Source organism: Flocculibacter collagenilyticus (assembly GCF_016469335.1).
Classification (GTDB): Bacteria; Pseudomonadota; Gammaproteobacteria; order Enterobacterales; family Alteromonadaceae; genus Flocculibacter; species Flocculibacter collagenilyticus.
In genome coordinates this window covers 775732-800541 of sequence record NZ_CP059888.1, presented here as the reverse complement: position 1 = coordinate 800541, position 24810 = coordinate 775732, and the positions used below count along the sequence as shown (strand labels likewise).

Annotated in this window: 20 protein-coding genes; 16 read left to right on the top strand and 4 right to left on the bottom strand. The window is 40.4% G+C overall.

Annotation, left to right across the window (positions count from 1 at the left end; genetic code table 11):
* The first annotated feature begins 1 nt into the window (after position 1).
* The 11 genes from HUU81_RS03430 to HUU81_RS03380 are packed head-to-tail and all read left to right on the top strand — an operon-like array spanning position 2 to position 13957.
* On the top strand, positions 2 to 895 hold the full coding sequence (locus tag HUU81_RS03430; protein WP_233520564.1) for an XrtA system polysaccharide deacetylase: 894 nt from the start codon (positions 2 to 4) through the stop codon (positions 893 to 895).
* The gene (locus tag HUU81_RS03425; RefSeq protein WP_233520563.1) at positions 870 to 1931 is read left to right on the top strand and encodes a FemAB family XrtA/PEP-CTERM system-associated protein; all 1062 of its coding nucleotides are present in this window, start codon (positions 870 to 872) and stop codon (positions 1929 to 1931) included. Before HUU81_RS03430 ends, HUU81_RS03425 begins: the two co-directional genes overlap by 26 nt.
* A 4-nt stretch (positions 1932 to 1935) precedes the next feature.
* Positions 1936 to 3144 carry a TIGR03087 family PEP-CTERM/XrtA system glycosyltransferase gene (locus HUU81_RS03420; RefSeq protein WP_199610875.1) on the top strand — a complete coding sequence of 403 codons (1209 nt, stop codon included), beginning with the start codon at positions 1936 to 1938 and terminating at the stop codon, positions 3142 to 3144.
* Entirely contained in the window at positions 3119 to 4639 is a 1521-nt protein-coding gene (gene xrtA / locus HUU81_RS03415) for an exosortase A (RefSeq protein WP_199610874.1), read from the top strand. Before HUU81_RS03420 ends, xrtA begins: the two co-directional genes overlap by 26 nt.
* Positions 4626 to 5804 carry a TIGR03088 family PEP-CTERM/XrtA system glycosyltransferase gene (locus HUU81_RS03410; RefSeq protein WP_199610873.1) on the top strand — a complete coding sequence of 393 codons (1179 nt, stop codon included), beginning with the start codon at positions 4626 to 4628 and terminating at the stop codon, positions 5802 to 5804. The genes xrtA and HUU81_RS03410 overlap by 14 nt, the downstream gene beginning before the upstream one ends.
* A 15-nt stretch (positions 5805 to 5819) precedes the next feature.
* Positions 5820 to 7712, top strand: a complete 1893-nt coding sequence (locus HUU81_RS03405; protein ID WP_199610872.1) for an XrtA/PEP-CTERM system amidotransferase — start codon at positions 5820 to 5822, stop codon at positions 7710 to 7712.
* Between the two features lie 49 nt (positions 7713 to 7761).
* Entirely contained in the window at positions 7762 to 8985 is a 1224-nt protein-coding gene (locus tag HUU81_RS03400) for a glycosyltransferase family 4 protein (RefSeq protein ID WP_199610871.1), read from the top strand.
* Between the two features lie 2 nt (positions 8986 to 8987).
* Positions 8988 to 9938: a sulfotransferase gene (locus HUU81_RS03395; RefSeq protein ID WP_199610870.1), complete on the top strand. Its 951-nt coding sequence runs from the start codon at positions 8988 to 8990 to the stop codon at positions 9936 to 9938.
* Positions 9935 to 11092 carry a glycosyltransferase family 4 protein gene (locus tag HUU81_RS03390; protein WP_199610869.1) on the top strand — a complete coding sequence of 386 codons (1158 nt, stop codon included), beginning with the start codon at positions 9935 to 9937 and terminating at the stop codon, positions 11090 to 11092. The genes HUU81_RS03395 and HUU81_RS03390 overlap by 4 nt, the downstream gene beginning before the upstream one ends.
* A gap of 48 nt (positions 11093 to 11140) precedes the next feature.
* Positions 11141 to 12475 carry a putative O-glycosylation ligase, exosortase A system-associated gene (locus HUU81_RS03385; protein ID WP_199610868.1) on the top strand — a complete coding sequence of 445 codons (1335 nt, stop codon included), beginning with the start codon at positions 11141 to 11143 and terminating at the stop codon, positions 12473 to 12475.
* A gap of 3 nt (positions 12476 to 12478) precedes the next feature.
* Entirely contained in the window at positions 12479 to 13957 is a 1479-nt protein-coding gene (locus HUU81_RS03380) for a lipopolysaccharide biosynthesis protein (RefSeq protein WP_199610867.1), read from the top strand.
* A 421-nt stretch (positions 13958 to 14378) separates the two neighbouring features.
* Here HUU81_RS03380 and HUU81_RS03375 read toward each other — a convergent pair whose 3' ends face one another.
* The 3 genes from HUU81_RS03375 to HUU81_RS03365 all read right to left on the bottom strand — a co-directional run bounded on the left by HUU81_RS03375 (position 14379) and on the right by HUU81_RS03365 (position 17050).
* Positions 14379 to 15623, bottom strand: a complete 1245-nt coding sequence (locus HUU81_RS03375) for a malic enzyme-like NAD(P)-binding protein (RefSeq protein WP_199610866.1) — start codon at positions 15621 to 15623, stop codon at positions 14379 to 14381.
* A gap of 636 nt (positions 15624 to 16259) precedes the next feature.
* Complete coding sequence (gene rpmE / locus HUU81_RS03370; RefSeq protein WP_199610865.1) at positions 16260 to 16472, bottom strand: 50S ribosomal protein L31; 213 nt, start codon at positions 16470 to 16472, stop codon at positions 16260 to 16262.
* A gap of 218 nt (positions 16473 to 16690) precedes the next feature.
* Positions 16691 to 17050 carry a hypothetical protein gene (locus HUU81_RS03365; protein WP_199610864.1) on the bottom strand — a complete coding sequence of 120 codons (360 nt, stop codon included), beginning with the start codon at positions 17048 to 17050 and terminating at the stop codon, positions 16691 to 16693.
* Between the two features lie 95 nt (positions 17051 to 17145).
* On the opposite strand from HUU81_RS03365, the gene priA reads away from it, so the two are divergent.
* From priA to HUU81_RS03340, 5 genes are all read left to right on the top strand, one after another.
* On the top strand, positions 17146 to 19383 hold the full coding sequence (priA, locus tag HUU81_RS03360; protein WP_199610863.1) for a primosomal protein N': 2238 nt from the start codon (positions 17146 to 17148) through the stop codon (positions 19381 to 19383).
* Between the two features lie 248 nt (positions 19384 to 19631).
* Positions 19632 to 20180 (top strand): SPOR domain-containing protein, encoded by a 549-nt coding sequence (locus HUU81_RS03355; RefSeq protein ID WP_199610862.1) that lies wholly within the window; start codon positions 19632 to 19634, stop codon positions 20178 to 20180.
* Positions 20181 to 20242: 62 nt separating this feature from the next.
* Complete coding sequence (gene hslV / locus HUU81_RS03350; protein WP_199610861.1) at positions 20243 to 20761, top strand: ATP-dependent protease subunit HslV; 519 nt, start codon at positions 20243 to 20245, stop codon at positions 20759 to 20761.
* Positions 20762 to 20775: 14 nt separating this feature from the next.
* Positions 20776 to 22104 carry an HslU--HslV peptidase ATPase subunit gene (gene hslU, locus HUU81_RS03345; RefSeq protein WP_199610860.1) on the top strand — a complete coding sequence of 443 codons (1329 nt, stop codon included), beginning with the start codon at positions 20776 to 20778 and terminating at the stop codon, positions 22102 to 22104.
* A 75-nt stretch (positions 22105 to 22179) separates the two neighbouring features.
* Positions 22180 to 22602, top strand: a complete 423-nt coding sequence (locus HUU81_RS03340) for a gamma-butyrobetaine hydroxylase-like domain-containing protein (protein ID WP_199610859.1) — start codon at positions 22180 to 22182, stop codon at positions 22600 to 22602.
* A gap of 76 nt (positions 22603 to 22678) precedes the next feature.
* Here the strand turns inward: HUU81_RS03340 and HUU81_RS03335 are convergent, their stop codons facing one another.
* Positions 22679 to 24565 carry a methyl-accepting chemotaxis protein gene (locus HUU81_RS03335; protein ID WP_199610858.1) on the bottom strand — a complete coding sequence of 629 codons (1887 nt, stop codon included), beginning with the start codon at positions 24563 to 24565 and terminating at the stop codon, positions 22679 to 22681.
* Between the last annotated feature and the right edge of the window lie 245 nt (positions 24566 to 24810).

Here is a 24810-nt window from a genome sequence, read left to right as displayed (position 1 = left end):
CGTGCAATCGATTAATAATAAGAATAAGCCTTTATGCGCACTCACAATAGACGTAGAAGATTACTTTCATGTGTCAGCGTTTGAAAAGGCAATTAGCCGAAAAGATTGGAAAACACTTGAGCCTCGCGTCCAAATTAGTACTGAACAAGTGTTACAACAATACGCTCGCCACAATGTGAAAGGCACCTTTTTCATTTTAGGCTGGGTAGCTGACGCCTTCCCTGAGCTAATTAAAAAGATCCATGCTGAAGGCCATGAAATAGCTTGTCATGGTTACTGGCATCAAAGAGCTACGGATCAAACACGACTGCAATTTCTAGATGACGTATCACGCTCAAAGAATCTACTCGAAGATCTTATCGGTGAACCAATCAGAGGCTACCGAGCACCAAGCTTTTCAATTTCTCCTGAAAACGAGTGGGCATTTGAAGTATTAGCTGAATTAGGGTTCGTTTACAGTTCAAGCACTTACCCTGTACAGCACGACCATTATGGTACACCAGACTGGCCGGATGCCCCCTATATGCGCCCAGAAGGGATTCTTGAAATTCCTATTCCAACCCTAAACGTGCGTGGAAAAAACTTGCCTATCGGCGGCGGCGGTTATTTTAGGTTAGCGCCGTATTGGCTAAGCAAATACTTTATAACGCGTTATTTAGATGAGAAATCAATCCCCTACTCATTTTACTATCACCCTTGGGAGGTAGACCCAAAGCAGCCGCGAATCAATGCAGGTAGTTTGAAGTCTAAATTCAGACACTATGTAAATTTGTCGCGGATGGAAGGTAAAATGGACAAGTTACTTAACGACTTTAATTGGTCAACCATTTATCAAACTTATCAAGATGACATCGAAAAGGGAATCAGAAGTGGCATTTCAAATAAAACAGCTTGATAGCAATTCGCATTCAATTGCTAAACAGTGGGATAACTATGTTGATCAACATGAACAGGGTAGCTTTTTCCATTTAAGTAAATGGCAAGATGTCATTGCGCTCGCATGCGGGCACAAAGGGCATTACATTTATGCATGTGATGATAATAGTGAAATAGTTGGTGTTTTGCCTTTAGTACACTGTAAAAGCTTGTTATTTGGCAACGCACTAGTCAGTACTCCCTTTTGCGTTTATGGTGGTGCTATTGCGAACAATAGCGAGATTCTATCCGCGCTAGAAATCCATGCTCAGCAACTGGCTGATACGCTGAAGGTGGATTATTTAGAGTTACGTTACCAACAGCCACGTGAATTTAGTGCTGAACAACAATCTCATTGGCATGAAAAAAGCGCGCATGCATATTTCGGCTGTGATCTCGCTGACACACCTGAAGAGATTTTAGCGAACGTAAAGAAGAAACAACGCGCTGTCATTCGCCAATCTAAAGCCAGCGAGCTAGATGTCGCCTTCGACGATAACGTAAATCGTTTTTTTAATATTTACTCACAAAGTGTTAGAAACTTAGGTACACCTGTTTTTTCAAAAAAATATTTTAAGTTATTACAACAATACTTCCCTGAACAATGTGAGTTACTTACCATTGAGAAAGATGGTGAGCCTGTTTCAAGCGTAATGAGCTTTTATTATAAACAGCAAGTACTACCTTACTACGGTGGAGGGGCGTATCAAGCCCGCGCACTAAAAAGTAATGACTTTATGTATTACGAATTAATGTGCCATGCCAGTGAAAATAAACATTGTAACTATTTTGACTTTGGTCGTAGTAAAGTAGATTCAGGCGCTTATAAATATAAAAAGCATTGGGGAATGGAGCCAAAGCCATTGCACTATTATTATTACTTAGTAAAAGCTGATGCGGTTCCTAACTTAAGCCCTAATAACCCTAAATACCAAATGTTTATAAAAGCGTGGCAAAAATTACCGCTTGCCGTTAGTCAGTTCATTGGTCCTTTTTTAGCTAAAAACTTAGGGTAACGTTATGCCGTCGTTATTATATTTATGCCATCGTATTCCCTTTCCGCCTAATAAAGGCGATAAAATTCGCTCGTTTAATATATTAAAGTTTTTAAGTCAGCACTTTGATATCTATCTTGGTTGCTTTATTGATGATCCTTTTGACTGGCAATATACCAGCGAGTTAGATAAATACTGCCGTGAAGTAAAATGTATCAACTTAAATAAAAAGTGGGCAACGGTTCGCTCATCTCGCGCTTTGCTTTCTAACGCCCCTCTTTCCGTTCCTTATTATCATGACGGTGAAATGCAAAATTGGGTTAACGATATTTGTGCAAATAATAATATCGAAAAAGCATTTATCTTTTCCTCTTCAATGGCCCAATACATTGACGACAAACAGTTCAGTGCAATCGATCGTATTATTGACTTCGTGGATATTGATTCTGACAAATGGCGCCAATACGCGAAAAACACTTCGGGAATAATGAAGTGGGTTTACCAGCGTGAATTTAAAACCTTAGCAAGGTACGAGCATAAAATAACAGATGCATTTGATCATAGTGTGTTCGTTTCCCCTCAAGAAGCCAGCCAATATCAGCAAAGTTTAACAGCGCCTTTAAAAAATAAAGTGCATGCGGTATTAAACGGTGTAAACCAAGAATATTTTGACATCACTTCTGATTTTGACTCACTGGAACAAAGCGACACTGTCGATGTAGTATTCACTGGTGCAATGGATTATTGGGCAAACGTAGATGCTGTTGTATGGTTTTGTACTCATATATGGCCATCAGTACTTGAACAGCATCCTGATACATCCTTTTACATCGTGGGTGGAAACCCAACAGCCGAAGTTAAAGCGTTAGAAACGCACACTGGGGTCACTGTTACAGGCAGAGTTGCCGATGTGAGGCCATATTTAGCGCAAGCAAAAGTGGCGGTAACCCCGCTGCAAATCGCAAGAGGCATTCAAAATAAGCTGCTAGAAGCAATGTCAATGCAACTACCCGTTGTCACTACATCAATGGCTCTTGAAGGTATTGAAACTAACAGTCCTGATGTATTTTTAGCTGATACTGACGCTGAGTTTGCAGGTTATGTAAATAAATGCTTAGCTCAGCCCAAGAAATCTGCGGTTAACCGCCGCTGGATTGAAGATAATTTTCAATGGAGCGCCAGTTTAGCACCGTTGCAGGAGTTACTTAATGGAACAGCTAGCAGTGCAAACTAAGCAAAGTTCACTGAACCAAGTGTTATTATTGATTGTTGCTACTACCCTCGTTTGGGCTGGCGTTTTTTACCCAACGATAGAGTCTGCTGTACTTATTTGGCAACGTTCAGACACCTTCGCGCATTGCTTTTTAATTTTACCAATAAGTGCGTATTTAATTTGGCAAAAACAACAAGTACTTAGCTACACACAGTCAAAACCTAATTTTTGGGTGAGTATTCCCATTGTTTTGGTACTATTCATTTGGTTATTAGGGATTACGTCTACAACCCTAGCATTAGAGCAACTTGCCGCCTTTACTATATTGCCGTTAATGATTTGGCTAGTCATTGGTAATCAAGCCGTTAAACATATTTGGTTTCCACTTTGTTACATACTTTTCAGTGTGCCTATTGGTGAGTTTCTCATTCCGCAATTACAAAATATCACGGCTGACATCACTGTTTTTTCATTACAGTTAACCAATATCCCTGTTTACCGTGAAGCTCTCTACATTGCCATTCCTGGCGGATTATTTGAAGTTGCAGTTGCTTGCTCAGGTATTCGTTATTTAATCGCCTCTGCTGCATTAGGTACGCTGTATGCCTACCTAACCTATAACAAACTGCATAAGCAAATTATCTTTATTGTTTTTGCGACTTTATTACCTATCATCGCCAATGGCATTCGAGCTTACGGCATCGTCATGATTGCTCATCTATCAGATATGAAGTACGCCACAGGTGTCGACCATCTAATTTATGGTTGGATCTTCTTTGGTATTGTTATTTTTATTATGTTTTGGGTTGGTAATATATGGCGAGATAATTTCGATATTATTGGGCACCCTGATATCGACAAAAATAAAACCACAACCTCTAAAAGTCACATTGTCGCGATTACGGCTAGCATTATCGTTGGTGCTTGTATTGCCATGTATGCAAAACTATTAACAACACCCATGAGCCCTCCAAGTGCGCATTTTTCTCATATCCGCTCGCACGAAGTTAATCTTCATCCTGATATGTGGACGTCAACGTTCAAAAATGCGTCTAAACAATTAATGGGTGAGCAACAAGACTTCTCGTTTTACCTTGCTTATTACCAAGGTAATAGCCAAACCCAAGAGCTAATAAATGCGCAAAATCGCCATTACAATCAGTCCCGTTGGGCTTTTGCGGCCAAGCATCAGCTAACTGTTAACCTTGAAGGTAAAGCTCATACGTTACCCGCTATCGAAATTGCCACCATTAGCGGTGATCGCCGATTAGTCAGCTACTTTTTTTATACACGTTCTATTTTGAGTAGTAATTCGCTAGAAGTAAAATTACGCCAAGCTTTTGATAGAATTTTAACGTTGCCTGAAGATGGACTGTACTTCTCTGGTTCAGTAGCCATTAATAGTGCTGCCTCGAATGCTGAAAGCATTTCACAAGCTAAAGCACAATTAGCAACGTACATGCAAAACTCATTCAATACTCTTGCAAAGCCTGTGCTATATCATGACGAAAGCTAAACCAATCAATATCGTACATATCATCCACAGGTTTGATACAGGTGGGTTAGAAAACGGCGTGGTTAATTTAATTAACCATTTACCTGAAAGTGAGTATCGTCACAGCATAGTAACGCTTATTGGCTACAATGAAGACTTCTGTAAACGCATTAAAAACAACAATGTTAGCTTTTATAATTTAGAAAAAAAATCAGGTAATGACTTTGCAATGTTTTTTAGGCTGAGAAAGCTACTAAAAAAAATAAAACCTGATATTTTGCATACACGCAACACCGCTTCACTAGAATGCCAATTTGTTGGTTGGTTATCTCGGGTGCCGTTTCGTATCCACGGAGAGCATGGCTGGGATATGAATGACTTACATGGCACTAATAAAAAGTATCAGTGGTTAAGAAAAATAATGAGTTTATTTATCCATCGGTATGTAGCACTTTCTTCTGAAGCAGTTGATTATCTCACTGACACTATTGGCATCACGAAAAAGCGTATTCAACATATCTGTAATGGCGTAAATTTAGAAAAGTTTTCTGTAAAGAATACTGCATATGCAAAAACAGGGACTGCCGACACAACTTGCGCTGTACCAAACGTATCTCATTCGATACGAGCAAATGGCAAACTGCGCTTTGCGACTGTCGGGCGACTTGAGTCAGTAAAAAACCAGCAGTTGCTGGTAGAAGCATATATTCAATTATTACAGCAACAGCCAACATTAGCTGACTTAACAGAATTGGTTATTGTGGGAGACGGTAGCCAACGCCTTCAGCTTGAAGCCATTGCCGCGAAAAGTCACTGCCAAAGCAACGTCATTTTTTTAGGCAACCGCAGTGACGTCCCTGCTTTAATGCAAACGTTTGATGTTTTTATCCTACCTTCGCTAGCAGAAGGTATTTCTAACACCATTTTAGAAGCCATGGCATGTGGATTACCAATTATCGCCACTGATGTCGGCGGAAATGCAGATTTAGTAAAACACCAGTATAACGGTGACATAATACCGTCTAATATCCCTAGCGCTTTAACCGCTAGCATGCTCAAATATGCACTATCAGATGATCTTGTTATTGAACATGGTTTAGCCAGTCGACAACGAGCTGAAGAGCACTTCAGCATTCAGGTTATGACGGCAGCATACAATAAATTATATCGCCAAAGCGCGTGCTAAATTAAGGAAAGATGAATGTGTGGTATCGCTGGTATCTTTGATACACAAAACCAAGCACCAATTGAAACATCAGTACTAGAAAAAATGAATGGCTCTCAATTCCATCGAGGGCCAGATGAAGGCAGTACATTTATTGAAGGGCCAATAGGCTTTGCTCACAGACGACTTTCAATCATTGATGTGTCTAGTGGCCAGCAGCCACTCATTAATGCACAACGCTCTGCCGCTATTGTTTTTAATGGCGAAATTTATAACTTCATGGAAATTCGTGAAGAGCTGATTAATGCCGGCTTTACCTTTACTACTCATTCTGATACTGAAGTTATTTTGCAGGCTTGGGCGGCTTGGGGCAAAGAATGCGTTACTAAACTAAGAGGCATGTTTGCGTTTGCCATTTGGGATTTTGCGCAACACACACTTTTTATCGCGCGCGATAGACTGGGGATTAAACCACTTTATTATGCTCAACTTGCTAATGGCCAGTTTATTTTTGGTTCTGAACTGAAAGTATTAGAGCAACACCCTCTTTTAGACAGACAAATAGATCCGCTTGCCGTGGAAGACTATTTTTCATTTGGTTATATCCCAGAACCACGTACTATTTACAAACAAGTACATAAGCTAGAGCCAGGGTTTCATTTAACAATCAAAGCAGGTGAATATCAGCCACAGTTGCAACAATATTGGCAAGCCAGTTTTGCCGAGCAATTAACGCAATCTTCTGACGATATTCAAGAAGAGCTTATTCACCGCTTAAAAGAAGCGGTTGATATTCGCTTAATTTCAGAAGTGCCACTGGGAGCCTTCTTATCAGGCGGGGTCGATTCTAGCGCTATAGTTGCTTTAATGTCTGAGATTCAAGGCGACAAGCCTGTTAATACTTGTTCCATCGGTTTTGATGTAAAAAATTACAATGAAACTGAGTTTGCCGACATGGTGGTTGACCGCTACAAAACAAATCATCAAGTAGAAATTGTAGGTTCTAACGACTTCGACTTAATAGATAAACTTGCCAACATGTACGATGAGCCATTCGCTGACAGCTCTGCCATTCCAACATACCGAGTATGTGAAGTTGCTAAAAAGCGCGTAACGGTATGTTTGTCTGGTGATGGTGGTGACGAATTATTTGCTGGCTACCGACGTCATAAATGGCACATGCTAGAAGAAAAAGTACGTGGTTATGTGCCAAAGGCCATTCGCTCTCCACTATTCAATTTGCTAGGTAACTATTACCCTAAAATGGATTGGGCACCAAAGTTCCTTCGCGCAAAGTCAACTTTCCAAGCTTTGCAGCGTGAAGCACTAGAAGCGTATATGCACACTATTTCTTTGATACCAGAAGCAAGAAGAAATGCACTTTATTCTGACTCGTTTAAAAAAGAATTAGCCGGCTATAACTCATTAAATGTATTCAAACGGCATGCCGATAACTTTGATAGCGAAGACCCGCTTGCGCTTATTCAGTTTCTCGATATGAAAACCTACTTACCGGGCGACATTTTAACCAAAGTTGACCGTGCCAGTATGGCGCACAGCCTAGAGGTGCGAGTTCCGATTCTAGATCATAAATTCCTTGAGTGGGCGAATAAAATTCCAAGCCATCACAAACTACATGGCAGTAACGGTAAGGCCATTTTTAAATCTTCATTAGAATCGCATTTGCCTCATGATGTGCTTTATCGCGATAAAATGGGCTTTGGGGTGCCGATATCGAACTGGTTTAGAGGCCCGCTAAAAGATAAATTAAGGCAACGCGTGTTAAACGGTAAATTAATGGATACGGGCATTTTTGATCCTGCAACGTTAACAAATATGGTTAATGGCCACATCAATGGCACGCAAGAAAACGGCCAAATGTTATGGGCAATGATGATGTTTGAGTCGTTTTTAGAGCGAGCGAAATAATGCTCGCTTTGCGCAGCATTACTCAGCAACAAACAATGTGATGGCGACCATGAAAATACTCACAATCACAACGCTGTTCCCTAATAATGAAGAACCTAAACATGGGGTCTTCATTCGAAACAGGCTTCGTCATTTATTGGACGACTGCCCCGATGTTCAGGCTAAAGTAATTGCGCCTGTACCGTGGTTTCCAATAAAGTTAAAACGAGGCCCTTTTGCTGAATATGCAAAGTATGTAGATGTAAAAGCGCACGAAAAAGTGAATGGCATTGATGTATATCACCCTAGATATTTAGTGATCCCTAAAATTGGTATGTACATTACGCCACTATTTTTATTTATTTCAATCTTGCTGGCTTGTCGTAAAATTAAACGCCAAGGCTATGATTTTGAATTAATCGATAGTCATTACTTTTTTCCTGACGGCGTTGCCACTGCTTTAGCTGCCAAAATACTGAATGTACCACTTGTGATCACGGCAAGGGGCACTGATATTCATACCATTCCTGCTGATCCTATCGCTAAACGCATGATCCGCTGGGCTGCCAACAGCGCGACCGCTGTGTTTACTGTATGCGATGCACTAAAAAACCAACTATTTACTATCGCGCCCGTAAAGAACAAAACGCATACGGTTCGAAATGGTGTAAATCTAACGTTTTTTACACCACTTAGCGAAGCTGAGCGCCAATCTGCAAAACAAACATTTAATGTTGCAAACGAACACCCAACCCTAATTGCAAGTGTTGGTAGGCTTATTGAGCTAAAAGGACATCAGCTCATAATCGAGGCAATGAAAGCACTACCAGAGTGCACCTTACTCATTGCTGGTGACGGCCCTGAGCATTTAAAATTACAGCAACTAATAGACGCAGAAAACTTACAACACAGAGTGAAACTATTGGGAGCTTTATCCCAAGATGAATTGAAAACGCTTTATCAAGCAGCCGACGCACTCGTATTAGCGTCCAGTAAAGAAGGTTGGGCAAACGTATTACTTGAAGCAATGGCATGCGGTACTCCTGTCGTTGCTACAAATTTATGGGGTACCCCAGAAGTTGTCGCCCATGAAGATGCCGGAATGTTAGTTGATCGAACCGTTCCTGCACTTACTGGTGGCATCAAAGCGTTACTCAACAAGAACATTGATAGAACCTTAACACGCAAGTATGCAGAACAGTTTGATTGGTTAAGCACATCACAAAAACAACATGACGTTTTTTCGATGTTAATTAACGCCAATCAAGGTACAGATAATCTGGAGATAGAATAATAATGATAGCATTACTAGGCATGCCAAGATCAGGAACCACTTGGGTTGCTAAGGCCATTGATAGTCACCCTAAAACCTATTATCTGCACGAGCCAGACAGTATTAGGCGACTAAATGTGCCACAGATCGTCAATAGTGATGAGGCCATTCATTATCAGTCTGAATTACAAACATTTCTTAATAACATTGAAAGCGTAAATAGCCTAAAAGTAAAAGGCCGTTTACCCTACTTTCCTAAGCAATATTTAAATTCGTTTCAATTGAACTTTAACCGCATGTCAACTTTTGCAGCTAAGTCGCTTGGTCGTGTATCAGCTAAATTCACAGATACCGCCCCTATGCTATTTAAGCCGAAAAATCATGTGACTTTTTGGAAATCGATCGAATCGATGGGCCGTGTAGCCGCGCTTGCTAAAGCTAAACCCGATTTAAAAATAGTCATGCTGGTTCGTCACCCGTGTGCAGTCATTAACTCAGAGATCAAAGGTGAAGCAAGTAATAAGTTCTCTTCACATACTCATATCTATGAAAACTGGGGCTTATTTGAAAAGATTTTGGGTGCCGACATAGCCAAAGAACATGAATTAACTATTGATAAAATAAAAGCGATGGAACCTGTCGAGCGCTTAGCTTGGCGCTGGCTAATTTATTACAAGCAATTAGAAAAAAGCAGTGAATTGGAAAATTGTAAAATGTTCCATTATGAAGAACTGTGTAATGACCCACTAAATAACTTTACCGAAGTGTTTAACTTTTTAGGCTTACCTTATGATGAACAGGTAAAAGCGTATTTACACGAGTCTACGTCTTCACACTCAGAAAGCTATTATTCAACCTCAAAAGATCCTAAAAAGGCAGCACATAGTTGGAAACAAAAGCTATCAGCTGATGATATCGAAAAAATCCATCGTATTGTTGGCCCATATATTGAGAAGGAGTTCTGGGAACTATGAAAATTCTTTATCATCACCGTATTGCCTCTAAAGATGGTCAATACGTACACATCGAAGAGATCATTCGCTCACTAAGAAAAAATGGTGAAGAAGTAATCGTTGTCGCTCCAAGTGTTGCTGAAAACCAATCTTTTGGAGGTGACGGCGGCTGGGTTTCAAAACTTAAAGCTAAGCTACCGACTGCGTTATATGAAATTCTTGAGCTATTTTATAGTTTCATCGCATTCTTTAAGTTAAGTAAAGCAATCTTAAAGCACAAGCCAGACTTCATTTATGAACGTTATAACCTTTATACACCTGCTGGTATCTGGGCGAAAAAGCTATTCCGCATCCCATTAATTTTAGAAGTAAATGCGCCACTGCTTGAAGAGCGAAATAAATTTAATAGCATTGCATTACCTGCATTAGCGCGCTGGTCTCAACGCTATGTATGGCGACAAGCCGATAAAGTACTTCCTGTTACACAAGTGTTGGCTGACATCGTTAAGTCTTATGGCGTATTGCCTAGCCGTATTGAGGTAATACACAACGGGATTAATCGTGATTACTTTAAGCCTAAAGTAGCAAAAGTGAAGGAACCTGGAGATCAAATTACAATTGGTTTTGTCGGGTTTGTTCGTGAATGGCATAAATTGGAAAACATGGTGAACCTAATCGCCAATGAGCCTGACAAAAATTTAAAGCTATTAATTGTGGGTGACGGCCCTGCTATCCCGGGCATCCGCGAACTCGCAAAAACACTTGGAGTTGCCGAACGTGTTGAGATCACAGGTTTAGTGTCTCGGGAAGAAATGCCAGCACAGCTACAAAAAATTGATATTGCTATCCAACCTTCAGTGGTGCCGTATGCATCGCCACTAAAAATGATTGAATATTTAGGAACAGGGTTAGCTATTGTTGCGCCAGCGCAAGAAAATATTAAAGAGCTGCTTGAGCACAACACAAATGCATTATTGTTTGAACCAGAAAATACCGAAGCATGTGCAGAAAAAATTAGCGAATTTATTGCACAGCCCGATTTAATGCAGCGTTTATCCTATGAAGCTAATCAAACTATTGATGAGAAAGGCTTACTTTGGGATAAAAACGCTTTAAAAATAGTAAACCATGCAAAGCAGTTATGTACTGGCACCATTGAACAGCGTGCAAGTTAAATTATGTATGATGCTTTTCGCAAAATAAATAGTAGTAAATAAGAGATTATGGATCTTCGTAGTTTATTTATCTTTGGGATTATTGCTTATTTCTCAGCAAAGGGATTTAAGCACCCGCATATTGGTTTAATGCTAATGGTATGGGTTGGTTACATGAACCCTCATCGTTTAGTGCCTTGGGGGATTATTTACAGTGCGCCCGTCGCATTTTGGGCATTCTTGGTAACCGTTGTTGGTTATGCTATTTCCAAAGAAAAGTTTAAACTCCCCCCTCAAAAAATCATCCCTGTCTTATTTGTTTTTTGGCTCTGGTGCGGTATTTGTACCATTTTTGCATTCAACCCTGAATCTGCTCAACGTGAGTACATTCGCTTTACGAAAATCCTTCTGGCGACCTTTATGGCGCTACTTTTATTGCAAAAGAAAGAGCGCATTAATTTACTTGTTTGGGTAATGTCACTTTCTATCGCCTTCTACGGCATTAAAGGTGGCCTTTTTGCATTAGCCACTGGCGGTCAATTTCGTGTGTGGGGGCCACCAGACTCATTCATCGAGGGAAATAATGAGTTAGCGTTAGCGCTACTTTCCGCATTCCCCTTGTTATATTACCTGCGCGGACAAGTGGAAAATAAATGGTTAAAACGAGCATTCTTACTGGCAATGGTACTCTGCTTAATTTCGGTGGTTAGTAGTTATTCCCGCGGTGCATTTTTGGCAATGGGTGTTACATCAATATTCCTCTGGTATAAAAGCAAACATAAACTGGCACTTGCGATGCTTGGCTTTGTTTTAGTGTTAGCAGCGGTTCCGTTCATTCCAGAACATTGGTTTAACCGCATGAATACGATTCAAACGTATGAAGAAGATGCTTCTGCAATGGGACGAATTAATGCTTGGACGTTAGCATTTAACATTTCAAAAGCACATATTACGTCTGGCGGATTTAACCACTGGGGACCAATTACTTTTGCGCTTTACGCACCCGTTCCTGACAAAATACATGATGCGCACAGTATTTACTTTGAAGTACTCGGCGAACAAGGGTTTATAGGCCTGTTTCTCTTCCTAACATGCCTATTAATGACATGGTTGCTCTGTAATAAAACCATCAAACTATCCCAAGTTTATGAAGAGCACGCATGGTGCGGAAATTTATGCAAAATGCTTCAGGTAAGTTTGATCGCCTATATGTCTGGCGGCGCCTTTTTAGGGCTAGCTTATTGGGATTGGCCATACCATATTATGGCGTTAGCAATTCTTACCAATCATTATATAAATAAAGAGCTGGAAAAAGGACCACCTTCATCCAGCGGTCAAGATGTAGAAAACGCTCAAGAGCCTAAGCCTACCTTGGATACTACCCATTTAATTAAGAGAAGATAAAGTATGCCAAACGTAGGCTCACAAGTCGCCAGAGGCTCAATATGGATGGTTGGCTTAAGGTTTAGTATCAAGTTCTTAGGCCTGATTAATACCATGATCATTGCTCGTATTTTATTACCGGCTGATTTTGGATTAATTGCCATTGCGATGGCATTTTACGCTCTCGTTAATCTTATCAATTCTTTTGGTTTTGATATGGTGCTTATCCATAATCAAGATGCCGATAAAAAAGATTATGACACTGCATGGACCATGCAAGCCTGCTTCGGACTTTTAGGCGCGTTAGGTATATTTTTTGGCGCAGAACAGCTTGCAACCTTTGCTGAAGATCTACGCTTAACCGCCGTCTTCCAGGTGCTCGCAATTATGTTTTTTATTAACAATATTCGCAATATTGGTGTTGTGGATTTTCGCAAGCAACTAGATTTTAAAAAAGAGTTTAACTTTACAATTGCGCCTAAGTTACTTAGCACCGCCATCACCATCGCATGTGCATTTTGGCTACAAAGTTACTGGGCACTGATTATAGGTATGTTCGCCAAAACGGTTATTAGTGTATTGCTGTCATATTATATGAGTAAATTCAGGCCGCACTTCTCACTTCATTCTTGGCGTCAAACCGTTGGTTTTTCTAAGTGGCTACTATTAAGTAATGTGTTGTTATTTATAAATAACAAATTTCAGGATTTTCTTATTGGTAAAGTGCAAGGGCCGTCCGCACTTGGCTATTTTAATATTGGTAACGAGCTAGCCAATTTACCCACGACTGAACTGATTGCGCCTGTTAATCGTGCCACTTACCCGGGGTATGCTAAAACAGGTGGTGATGTTAATGCCCTTCAACAGCTGTACTTAGATGTACTTTCCAGCATTTCAATTTTGGCATTCCCAATTAGTATTGGCTTATTTTGTTTAGCTAATTTTGCCGTGCCTGTTTTGCTAGGCGACAAATGGACGCCTGCCATTATCATCGTTGAAATTATCGCACTTGCCAGTTTACCTAACTCACTGACAACCAATAATGCCTATGTTTACACCGCATTAGGCAAACCCAAAATTACTACCTATCTCTTTATGGTGAGATTAGCGATTTTAGTGCCTGCATTAATTTATTCCGTCGAACATTATGGTATTGAAGGTGCTGCCTATAGCATTTTAGCGGTTAGTTTGTTTATGTATCCATGTAGTATTGCTGCAGTGTCAAAGCAATTACAATTACCATTTTGGCAAATTATGAAAGTTAAACTGTCTCCTTTTCTAGCAGGGCTTTTAATGTTTATTGTACTTGCTACACTTGAAGCACAATTACCACTTTCTGATTATCACCCATTAATTGTGATGCCTATTTTAGTTGCGATTGGCGGCTTAGTGTATATCAGTGTATTGCTGGGCATGTGGCTATTAAATGGCAAGCCGAATAATAGTATGGAAAAAAAGTGTGTGGATGTTATTTGCCGTAAATTAAAGCTAGTGAACTCGTAATATATTTCCGTAATTCACCCTAAAGAATTTTCAATCACGGCAGATATATAAGTGTATGGCACTGTTAGCCTGTAGTGCATGAAAAGTATTATTTGTTTAATCAGTTTTCATTTGTACGATGATGTATGCGCTTGTTGTTAATTTGCTTGGTTGTTAGTGTGTTAAGTAGCTTAAATTTACGGTCTGAGTTTTACGGTATTGCGCTGACGAAGAAATAACAAAGTTATGTAAGGCTAACACTTGCTATGCGTTGTTTTTTGTAAGATGTAGGGGCTACATCCTACTAAATCTTATACTAGAATAAGTCTTATACTAGAGTAAGACTCATGTAGCCTAAATTATATTTTTATACTACCGCATCGTCATCATGGCTTCGCATTATTCATGTGTTAAGCTTTGCCATGATGACAATTTATCTACCCTATTGCTCCATATAATTGTTCGGTAGATCTATTCCTGCCACTCCCGACTCAACCGCCGCCACTGCAACCGCTTTCGCCACTCGTTTTAATAAACGCGGGTCCATCGGTTTTGGAATAATATAATCAGTACCAAATTCTAAACTATCAGTTTGGCTGGCTTTTAATACCTCTTCAGGTACAGGCTCTTTTGCTAATTCACGAATCGCATGCACCGCAGCAACCTTCATTTCGTCATTAATGCTCGTAGCTCTTACATCAAGTGCGCCGCGGAAAATGAACGGGAAACATAATACGTTATTCACTTGGTTAGGATAGTCAGAGCGCCCTGTGGCCATAATCAAGTCATTACGTGCTTCGTGTGCTAATTCTGGCTTAATTTCAGGATCTGGATTCGAACAAGCAAACACCACCGGATCTTTCGCCATCAACGCTAACGACTCTGGCGGTAATACGTCAGGGCCTGAAACACCAACAAACACATCTGCTCCTTCTAATACATCTTCTAATGTTCGCTTGTCTGTATTATTAGCAAAAAGCATTTTGTATTCATTTAAATCATCTCTGCGAGTATGGATCACACCCTTACGATCTAGCATATAAATACGCTCACGTTGTGCACCACAAGTAATAAGTAGTTCCATACATGCAATCGCCGCTGCGCCAGCCCCCATACAAACAATCGTCACATCGTGTAATTTCTTGTTCTTAATCTCTAACGCATTAAGTAACCCAGCCGCAGTAACAATTGCTGTACCGTGCTGATCATCATGGAAAACCGGCACGCGGCAACGTTTGATCAATTCTTTTTCTATTTCAAAGCATTCAGGCGCTCTAATATCTTCTAAGTTAATTCCACCGAAGGTATCAGCAATATTTGCCACTGTGTTGATAAAGTCTTCTGTTGTGCGGTGTCGCACTTCAATATCGATAGAGTCTAAACCTGCGAACCGTTTAAATAACAAGGCCTTGCCTTCCATTACAGGTTTAGAAGCTAACGGCCCCAAATTCCCTAACCCTAAAATTGCCGTACCATTAGAAATCACAGCCACTAGGTTACCTTTGGCAGTGTACTTATAGGCGTTGTCAGGATCTTCAGCAATTTCACGTACAGGTTCAGCAACGCCAGGACTATACGCTAACGCTAAATCTGTTACCGTTTCAGCCGGCTTCGTTAATTCAATACTAATTTTTCCTGGTACAGGCTCTGCGTGATATTTTAATGCTTGTTCTTTGAAATCTGACATTGGCTTTCAGGTCCTAACATTGATGTGATAAAAATTTGCATACAACTTAACACTCAAACATCAACGCAATTGGAAGATAATTAAACATTGATGACATTTAGCTACAAAATTAATGATTTTAATAACAATATTAAGGCTTTTATAGAATAATAAACGCCGCAAAACTGATTAAAATCACCGACTTTTAAGCTGATTTGAGTTATAAACTGCAACAAAACGAATTGTAACGCGCAACGGCTGCAAGAAAAAAGAAGATCGGCTACAAATCAATACTGTTCATACCAGTTTAGTCAGCAACTTAAGCTTTTTATTAGCTAAGCTGATAATGAAAACGGTAAAACCATTATCCGCATAGCAGTCTAAATTAACAATTCATAATCCTTATTAACAATATAGTTTATGGTAATGGGAAGAGTTGTGAAATGTTGGGATGTTGGAATGAGGGAGGGTGCGATGTTGAGACGAGCTCCTACTAACAGCACAGTGCTCAGCGTAACAAATAGCTTGCCGATGCAGAAAAGCAGTAATGCATATGTAATTCATATAAAGAACAGAGAGCCTAATAATTGACTCATTCAAATTTCAGGCACAAAAAAAGCACCATAAAGGTGCTTTTTCTTCAAATAAACGTAATGCTTATTTTTTACCCAACACGCTGAAACGCTTGTTGAAGCGATCGACACGACCACCAGTATCAACAATCTTTTGCTGACCTGTGTAGAACGGGTGACATGCAGAACATACGTCTAAGTGAATGTCTTTACAAAGCGTAGAACGCGTTGTGAACTTGTTACCACATGAACAAGATGCGTTAATTTCTTCGTACTTAGGATGGATATCTTTTTTCATTTTGGGAAACCTCTAATTAGGCCGCATCGCTAAATGATCTTTGCGAAAGTAACTCAGCTATTCGAGCTAGGCTGCCAAAGCAAAACCAAACACCATACGTTGTTAAAATAAATAATTACTACAATTTAAGGCCGCGTATTCTAAAGCAAAGCAAAAAGTGATTCAATCGATTTTTTGTACAAATGTTCATCTACGTGGTATTTGAAACTTAGTGACTCTCACTTAACCACGTCAGGAGTATGTTTACGCTGCGCACGTTTGATCATTTCTATTTGATTATCAGACAACTTGATCGCGCTGCCTGGAAATGCACGATTAAATTTATAATGCCAATTATCTGGTTGAAAACTGCCTATTAATCGCATAATTTTTTTACACACAGAGCGTTTAGGACGAAAACCTAATTTTTTTACGTAATTATCTAAGTAATTAGGATCAACTTTTTCGCTCTCTAATATACAATAGCCTTCTGTCGAAAAGCTTTCTCTGGATTCATTTGCTAATGAATATGCAGAATACAATAACAAGTAACCTATAAGTACAGCTATAAAAGTTGCTAAATATGTCGATGTTTTCATCACTATTTTCTGCCCTACCTTTCTGTAGCTCTTTAGTAACTAAGCTTTTTTTAGTAAATTTGTTGCCACATTACAAGTTGCAGACCTAATTATTTGTGAAAATTGCAAAAGTAGCACTACCACTTCCCTTGCGCAGGCTATTTGACTATCAAATTCCTGACAACATCACCAATGCAAAAATTGGTCAACGCGTTGTAGTGCCTTATGGTAATCAGCAACGCGTTGGTGTTATTTGGCAATTAACTAATGAATCGAGTTTTGAACCAGCTAAGCTAAAATATATAGCAGAGTGTGTAGAAGACTGTAGCACATTTAACACACAACAAATGCAACTATTAAATTGGGCAGCGCAATACTTTCAACATCCGATTGGCGAAGTTGTGTTTACGGCACTGCCTAACGCATTAAAAAAGCATAAACAAATACAAGCGTATATTTCTGCACAGTACCGCATCACTGCGCTGGGAGCCAATACCACCGAAGATGAGTTAAAGCGTGCCAAAAAGCAGTGGCAAGCCCTTCAACATTTTCAACAACATATCACCTTCACCAAAGCGCAGATTAAAAACCATAACGAGCTGTCTACTGCTCAAATTAAGTCGTTGCTAGAAAAAGGCTTTATTCAAGAAGAAATTGATTTATCCGGCCTAAACAACCACTCCAATACAGAATGCGCTAGTAGCGATTCAAATAACAGCGTAACGCCCAAACATGAGCTACTAAAAGGCAACGAGTTAACCCTTAATACCGAACAAGCCATTGCTGTAACAGCTATTAGTCAACATACCCAGTTTTACCCAGCATTAATTGATGGCATTACCGGAAGCGGCAAAACCGAAGTGTATTTGCAAAGTATTACGCCAATATTGGCGCAGGGAAAACAAATACTCATCCTATTACCTGAAATAGGCTTAACACCGCAAACCGTTACACGCTTTGCACAACGCTTTGAGGTTGACGTTAACGTGTGGCATTCAGGTTTAAATGACACACAACGAATGGCTACTTGGCTACAAGCAAAACGACCAACCCCTAGTATTTTTATTGGCACGCGTTCAGCTATTTTTTTACCATTTTCGCAGCTTGGTATGGTTATCGTGGACGAAGAGCATGACGCCTCACTAAAACAGCAAGAAGGCTTTCGCTATCATGGTAGAGACATGGCTGTTATGTTAGGAAAAATGTGTAATGTACCAACCTTATTAGGCTCTGCAACGCCGTCATTCGAGTCGCTCAATAACGCCCTTGCCGAACGCTATCATTACTTTAAACTGCCTAATCGTGCGGGTAAAAGTGTCCCTCCCAGCTATCACACAATAGATCTTAAAGGGCTACACCTTCGCCAAGGGTTGAGTGAGCCACTGATTACGGCGATAAAAAGTTCGCTTAAAAAACATCAGCAAGTACTACTGTTCTTAAATCGCCGAGGTTTTGCGCCCGCAATAATCTGCCATGAATGCGGCTGGCTTACCGAGTGTCATCGTTGCAATGCATTTTATACCTTTCATAAAGCAAGCAATCGTATGATTTGCCATCACTGTACCGCACAGCGCCCTATTCCTCATCAGTGTGAAGCTTGCGGCAGTTCAAACCTAGTCCCCGTTGGACAAGGCACAGAACAAATTGAAGAAGTACTCACCGAATTATTTCCAGACACCCCAATAACCCGTATTGACCGCGACTCAACCCGTAACAAAGGTAGCCTAGACGCTGCATTTAACGACATTCACCAAGCAGGTAAACGTATTATTGTTGGCACACAAATGCTGGCAAAAGGCCACCACTTTCCCGATGTTACATTGGTAGCCATATTAGATATTGATAGTGCATTATATTGTGCCGACTTTCGTGCACCAGAAAAGCTGGCACAACTTATTACACAAGTAGCGGGGCGTGCTGGTCGAGGTGAACATCCGGGTAAAGTGTTATTGCAAACCCACTATCCGGGCCACCCATTATTGCAAGATCTGATAAACAACGGTTATCATCATTTTGCAAAACTGGGGTTAGACGAACGGCAGCAAACTCAGCTACCACCATTCAGCCACCTTGCTTTAATACGTGTAAACGCAATGGCAATACCCGCTATTAATCACTTTTTTGCAGAAGTGATGCCGCATCTACAGCAATTAACAGATATTTTAATTCTCGGCCCTATCCCTTCACCTGTAGAAAAACGAGCTGGCAAGTTTCGTTATCAAATCCTATTACAGGCCAACGAACGCCGTACACTTGCCATGCAACTTGCTGTTTTATTGCCAGTTATTGAAAGTTTACCTAGTGCCAGAAAAGTACGTTGGCATTTAGACATCGACCCAATTGATTTGATGTAACACGCCTCCAGCGCAATGTCATACTTTACGCATGCATTCTGTGTTCAAGTCAGGTAAAATCGCCGGTCCGTTTCGCGTTTAGTATTATTGACATTAGCGCCGAAATTGGTCTACTTATCCATTAAAAATAAAGTTAATTAATAAGAAGAAAGTGAATAAGAAAAAGCTGTTATGGATTACAAGCTCAGCGCCTTAAGCGCTACTCACAGTAAATTTAAATCTCCAAGCATATAGAGTGTAATTGTAGAATGGCTCACCCAGATTACGTAAACAAAGCTAAACCTCGTAAAAAGAAGGCACAAGCACCACAAAAAGCACCTCTTCCCATTGCGGCCATCATCATTGTTAGTGTTATTGCTGGCGGTTTTGGTTATTTTTTATGGTCAATAAATGGCGCAGCTGAAAAGCAACCTAATAACAATGCCCCCACAACTGTGGTTAAACCTAAACCAGCGGCCCCAGTTGCTCATACAGATAAGGATGCGTTACCCGTTTTACAAGAAGATGAAAATACATTTTATCGCGAACTTGAAAAGAAAGAAGTACCGGTAGAAATTCAAAAACTGAAAAAGCGCGGCCCTTACCTCATGCAATGCGCATCATTTAAAACCGAACAAAAAGCGGAAACATTAAAAGCCCGTATTGCTTTTACCGGCTTAGAATCTCAAATTAGAAAAACAGGTAGTTATTATCGCGTCATTCTAGGCCCATACGAGTCTAAACGAACAGCAGAGCGCGATCGCAACCGTTTACGAAAACAAAACATAAACAACTGCGAAATATGGCTCTGGACTTGAAAATCGGCTAACTGAACCCACATAGTTGCTTATTCGTTTAAGATAAGTCGCGGAGATAAGCAGTGACCACAATTGTTTCAGTAAGACGTGATGACCAAGTCGCGATAGGCGGTGATGGCCAAGTTTCTTTAGGTAATACCATAATGAAAGGTAATGCCAAAAAAGTACGTCGATTATATAACGGTAAAGTACTAGCTGGTTTTGCTGGCGGTACTGCCGACGCATTTACCTTGTTTGAAAAGTTTGAAAGCAAGCTTGAAATGCATCAAGGTCACTTGACCAAAGCAGCAGTAGAATTAGCAAAAGAATGGCGCTCAGACCGAGCATTACGCAAATTAGAAGCATTGCTCGCCGTGGCCGACCACACCGCATCGTTTGTTATTTCTGGCAACGGCGACGTTATCCAACCAGAAAATGACCTTATTGCCATAGGTAGTGGCGGCTCTTTCGCACAAGCCGCAGCAACTGCCCTTCTTGAAAACACAGAGTTACCTGCAAGTGAAATCGTAGAAAAAAGCTTAAAAATTGCTGGTGACATCTGCGTATATACTAATAATTTCCAAACTCTCGAAGTTTTATAACACAGGATATCATTATGTCAGCAATGACCCCTCGTGAAATTGTTCATGAATTAGATAGCCATATTATCGGACAAGACTCAGCAAAGCGCGCAGTTGCCATTGCATTACGTAATCGCTGGCGCAGAATGCAGTTAGAAGAAAACTTGCGTGTAGAAGTTACACCCAAAAATATTCTTATGATTGGCCCTACAGGTGTAGGTAAAACAGAAATTGCGCGCCGTTTAGCAAAACTGGCTAACGCACCGTTTATCAAAGTTGAAGCCACCAAGTTCACTGAAGTTGGTTATGTAGGTAAAGAAGTTGAGACTATTATCCGCGACTTGGCCGACATCTCGATTAAAATGACACGTGAACAAGAAGTGGAAAAAGTACGTTTTCGTGCAGAAGAAGCTGCTGAAGAACGTATTTTAGACGTGTTATTACCACCAGCAAAAAGCAATTGGGGTGAAGAGCAAGAGCCTGAAAACACCAGCACGCGTCAAGCTTTTCGTAAGAAGCTACGCGAAGGCAAGCTTGATGACAAAGAAATTGAAATTGATTTAGCTGCACCACAAATGAGTGTGGAGTTTATGGCACCTCCAGGCATGGAAGACATGACGAATCAATTACAAAGCATGTTCCAAAACTTGGGCACAGAAAAAACCAAAAGCCGTAAAATGAAAATTAGTGAAGCGATTAAACTCGCCACTGAAGAAGAAGCGGCAAAAATGGTTAACCAAGAAGATCTTAAAGAAAAAGCAATCGACATGGTTGAGCAAAACGGCATCGTGTTTATTGATGAAATCGATAAAATTTGTAAGCGCGGTGAAAGCTCAGGTCCAGACGTTTCTCGCGAAGGCGTACAGCGCGACCTACTACCACTAGTAGAAGGCTCTACTGTTACCACTAAGCACGGCATGGTGAAAACGGATCACATCTTGTTTATCGCATCTGGTGCATTTCAAATGTCAAAGCCATCTGACTTAATACCTGAACTTCAAGGCCGTTTACCAATTCGTGTAGAGTTACAAGCGCTAAGCACAAATGACTTTGAGCGTATTTTAACCGAGCCAAATGCCTCGCTAACTGAACAGTACAAAGCACTAATGGCAACAGAAGGATTAGACATTAATTTTGATCAGTCTGGTATTGAGCGTATTGCGAGTTCAGCTTGGCACGTAAACGAGAAAACCGAAAACATTGGTGCACGTCGTTTACACACTGTGCTTGAAAAATTGATGGAAGAGCTATCATTCGACGCGTCTGACAAGTCAGGCGAATCTATCACTATTGACGAAGCTTATGTTGAAAAATACCTAGGCGAGCTAATAGAAGATGAAGATTTAAGTCGCTTCATTTTATAACTCATTCACCAGGCGGTTTACTTATACAGTTGACCGCCTTTTATCACCTACTAGTAATCATTTTGGCGGCCAATAATGACGTCTTCATCTACGCCCACATCAACGCAACTTCCCCCCATTACTAAGTTACATTACCACCAAGTTAGCAAAACCCTTGATATTTATATTAATCATGAGGTTGTAAACTTAACGGCAGAGTTTTTACGGGTGCACTCTCCTTCGGCTGAGGTGCGTGGGCATGGTGCTACCGAGCACAAGCTAGTGATGAATAAACAGCATGTTGCTATTGATGCACTTGTATATGTTGGTAATTACGCGGTTAAATTAATGTTTGATGACGGCCATGACTCTGGTATTTACAGCTGGCGCTATTTAGCAGAACTCGCTGAAAATCATGAAACGCTTTGGTCTGAATACAAACACAAAGTCGCTGAAAAACTGAAGCAGGTAAAAGTAAGTCACGAGCAGGTTATTTCAACAAAGCCACCTTCACATTAGCACTAAACACAAAAACAAAAGCCAGCTATAAAAAGCTGGCTTTTGACTATAGTGTGATATTCGACTTGTAGCCGTATTAACTATTTACTTTAAACTGTTCCACTAACTTATGCAGTACTGTGGCTTGTTCTGATACTTCTTCACTGGTTTGTGCATTTTGCTTAGTCGTTTCGTTAACCATTTCCGCAATGTCACGAATTTTAACCACGTTTTGATTCACTTCTGCGGCTACCGAGCTTTGCTCGTCAATGGCTGTCGCAATTTGGGTGTTCATATCCATAATGTTATTCACATCTTCAGTGATATGATTCAATACATCACCCGCGCTCTTCGCTTGCTCAGCACTTTCTAGCCCTTCATCACGGCACGTTGTCATTACGCCAACAATTTCTGTGGTGCGTGACTGCAAGTTAGCAATAATACTTTCTATTTCTTGAGTCGACTGTTGCGTGCGCATTGCTAAGTTTCTTACTTCGTCTGCAACAACTGCGAAGCCTCTACCTTGCTCGCCCGCTCGCGCTGCCTCAATGGCTGCATTCAATGCTAATAAGTTAGTTTGTTCTGCAATACCGCGTATTACATCAAGCACCGAACCTATCGTTTGACTGTCTGATTCTAATTGCGCTACCACTTCAGAAGCTGCACTTAAGCGTTCAGATAAGCGGTTAATATGAGCTACCGTACTATTTACAACAACTTTCCCTTTTTCGGCATTTTCAGCCGTAGATTCCGCCTTCTGCGCAGCTAAAGTCGTATTGGCTGCTACTTCTTCAATGCTTGCTTGCATTTCGGTGGCAGCCGTCGCTACTAGGTCACTTTCCATTTGCTGTTGTATCATACCATCGCTGGTAGACGTTACATTTTGTGACAACGAGGTTGTTGCACTATCTAATGTATAAAGTGCACCAATCACATTGTGAATTAAGTCTTGGAAATCGTTCATCAATGAATTGAAGTCGTCACTCATTGCGGTCAGCTCGTCACTACCTTCTTTCTTAATTCTTAAGGTTAAGTCGTTATTTTTACGTACTTCTTCAATCGTTTCTTGTACTTTTGTCGTTGGCCCTACAATGCTTTGGCTCGTTAAAATAATCATTGCTACCAGAATAATCACAATAATTAAAAACAGAACCGTTGCAATAAACATGGCTCGTTCTTCGGCTGCTGTGATGCTTTCGTCAGCATCGGTAACTAATGCATCAAGTGCTTTTTCAGACTGATGAATAGTTTGTCGCATTTCACCCAGTAAACCACTTTTATGATCTAGCCCGATGGCTATTTGCGCTTGCACTAATGCATTAAACTTAGTGCGGTATTCACTAAGGTTGTTGGTAAGCTGAGTGGCAAACGCACTGTCGAAACCTTCTTCTTTAATGCTTTGGTCAAACTTGGCAAGGTTAGAATCAAATTTATCTAAGTACTTAGTGTCATTACGTAGCATAAAGTCTTTTTCATTACGACGTAACTGCAACATGTTGGCCAGTAATTTATAGCTTTCTCGTTGCTTTAATAAATCTTCTACGTTGTGAACAGCGCCACGTAGGTCACCATACAAGCCATCTTTAGAGTGCAGGCCGATTGTTTTTTGCATTTCTACTAGCTGGTTAAATTTATTAGCATAGTTTTGCACCACTTTTCCGAATTTTTCTAGCTCGGAAGCATCAAGCCCAACGTTATCTAGTTCCTTCGTAACTTTAGCGATATCAGCTTGTAGCGTCTTAAAGTTCTTATTAAATGAATCGTGATACTTTAAGTCTTTACGTGCAAGAAAGTCTTTTTCATTGCGCCTAAGCGTTAACATTTCACTGTTAAACTGTTCTATATGTTTAGCCGCTTGCCCTAAGTTTATTTCATGCTTTAAGTTATAAAACATCAAACCAAGTAAGGCGATCATACCTGCTATTATCAATATGCCATTCAACCTGAGGCGGTTTTGAATGCTAATTTCACGCAGTAGTTTCATTAAGCTACCTTCCTAATAATTCATACACTTAGTGCATTATCGGCCTAAGACGAAAAATCTTTAATGTATTTCAAAGACTTACTCTGTGTTAAAACACCAGTCCAAGCCACAAATGGATTGCCCCAAATACAACCCGAAACTAAATCACACAACTAAGTTAAATAACCCAGCCATATGAATATTGCATTGTGCTTTAAACGTGCCTATTGAGGACTTTATTCGGAATAAAGCGCTGACTTATATAA

Excerpts from the sequence above, each read along its gene's own strand:
- rpmE (WP_199610865.1), bottom strand. The coding sequence starts at position 16,472 with ATGAAAAAAGATATCCATCCTAAGTACGAAGAAATTAACGCATCTTGT.
- HUU81_RS03355 (WP_199610862.1), top strand. The coding sequence starts at position 19,632 with ATGGCTCACCCAGATTACGTAAACAAAGCTAAACCTCGTAAAAAGAAG.
- HUU81_RS03420 (WP_199610875.1), top strand. The coding sequence starts at position 1,936 with ATGCCGTCGTTATTATATTTATGCCATCGTATTCCCTTTCCGCCTAAT.
- HUU81_RS03395 (WP_199610870.1), top strand. The coding sequence starts at position 8,988 with ATGATAGCATTACTAGGCATGCCAAGATCAGGAACCACTTGGGTTGCT.
- HUU81_RS03365 (WP_199610864.1), bottom strand. The coding sequence starts at position 17,050 with ATGAAAACATCGACATATTTAGCAACTTTTATAGCTGTACTTATAGGT.
- HUU81_RS03335 (WP_199610858.1), bottom strand. The coding sequence starts at position 24,565 with ATGAAACTACTGCGTGAAATTAGCATTCAAAACCGCCTCAGGTTGAAT.
- HUU81_RS03380 (WP_199610867.1), top strand. The coding sequence starts at position 12,479 with ATGCCAAACGTAGGCTCACAAGTCGCCAGAGGCTCAATATGGATGGTT.
- HUU81_RS03390 (WP_199610869.1), top strand. The coding sequence starts at position 9,935 with ATGAAAATTCTTTATCATCACCGTATTGCCTCTAAAGATGGTCAATAC.
- HUU81_RS03340 (WP_199610859.1), top strand. The coding sequence starts at position 22,180 with ATGACGTCTTCATCTACGCCCACATCAACGCAACTTCCCCCCATTACT.
- xrtA (WP_199610874.1), top strand. The coding sequence starts at position 3,119 with ATGGAACAGCTAGCAGTGCAAACTAAGCAAAGTTCACTGAACCAAGTG.
- HUU81_RS03385 (WP_199610868.1), top strand. The coding sequence starts at position 11,141 with ATGGATCTTCGTAGTTTATTTATCTTTGGGATTATTGCTTATTTCTCA.
- HUU81_RS03410 (WP_199610873.1), top strand. The coding sequence starts at position 4,626 with ATGACGAAAGCTAAACCAATCAATATCGTACATATCATCCACAGGTTT.
- HUU81_RS03405 (WP_199610872.1), top strand. The coding sequence starts at position 5,820 with ATGTGTGGTATCGCTGGTATCTTTGATACACAAAACCAAGCACCAATT.
- HUU81_RS03375 (WP_199610866.1), bottom strand. The coding sequence starts at position 15,623 with ATGTCAGATTTCAAAGAACAAGCATTAAAATATCACGCAGAGCCTGTA.
- HUU81_RS03400 (WP_199610871.1), top strand. The coding sequence starts at position 7,762 with ATGAAAATACTCACAATCACAACGCTGTTCCCTAATAATGAAGAACCT.
- hslU (WP_199610860.1), top strand. The coding sequence starts at position 20,776 with ATGTCAGCAATGACCCCTCGTGAAATTGTTCATGAATTAGATAGCCAT.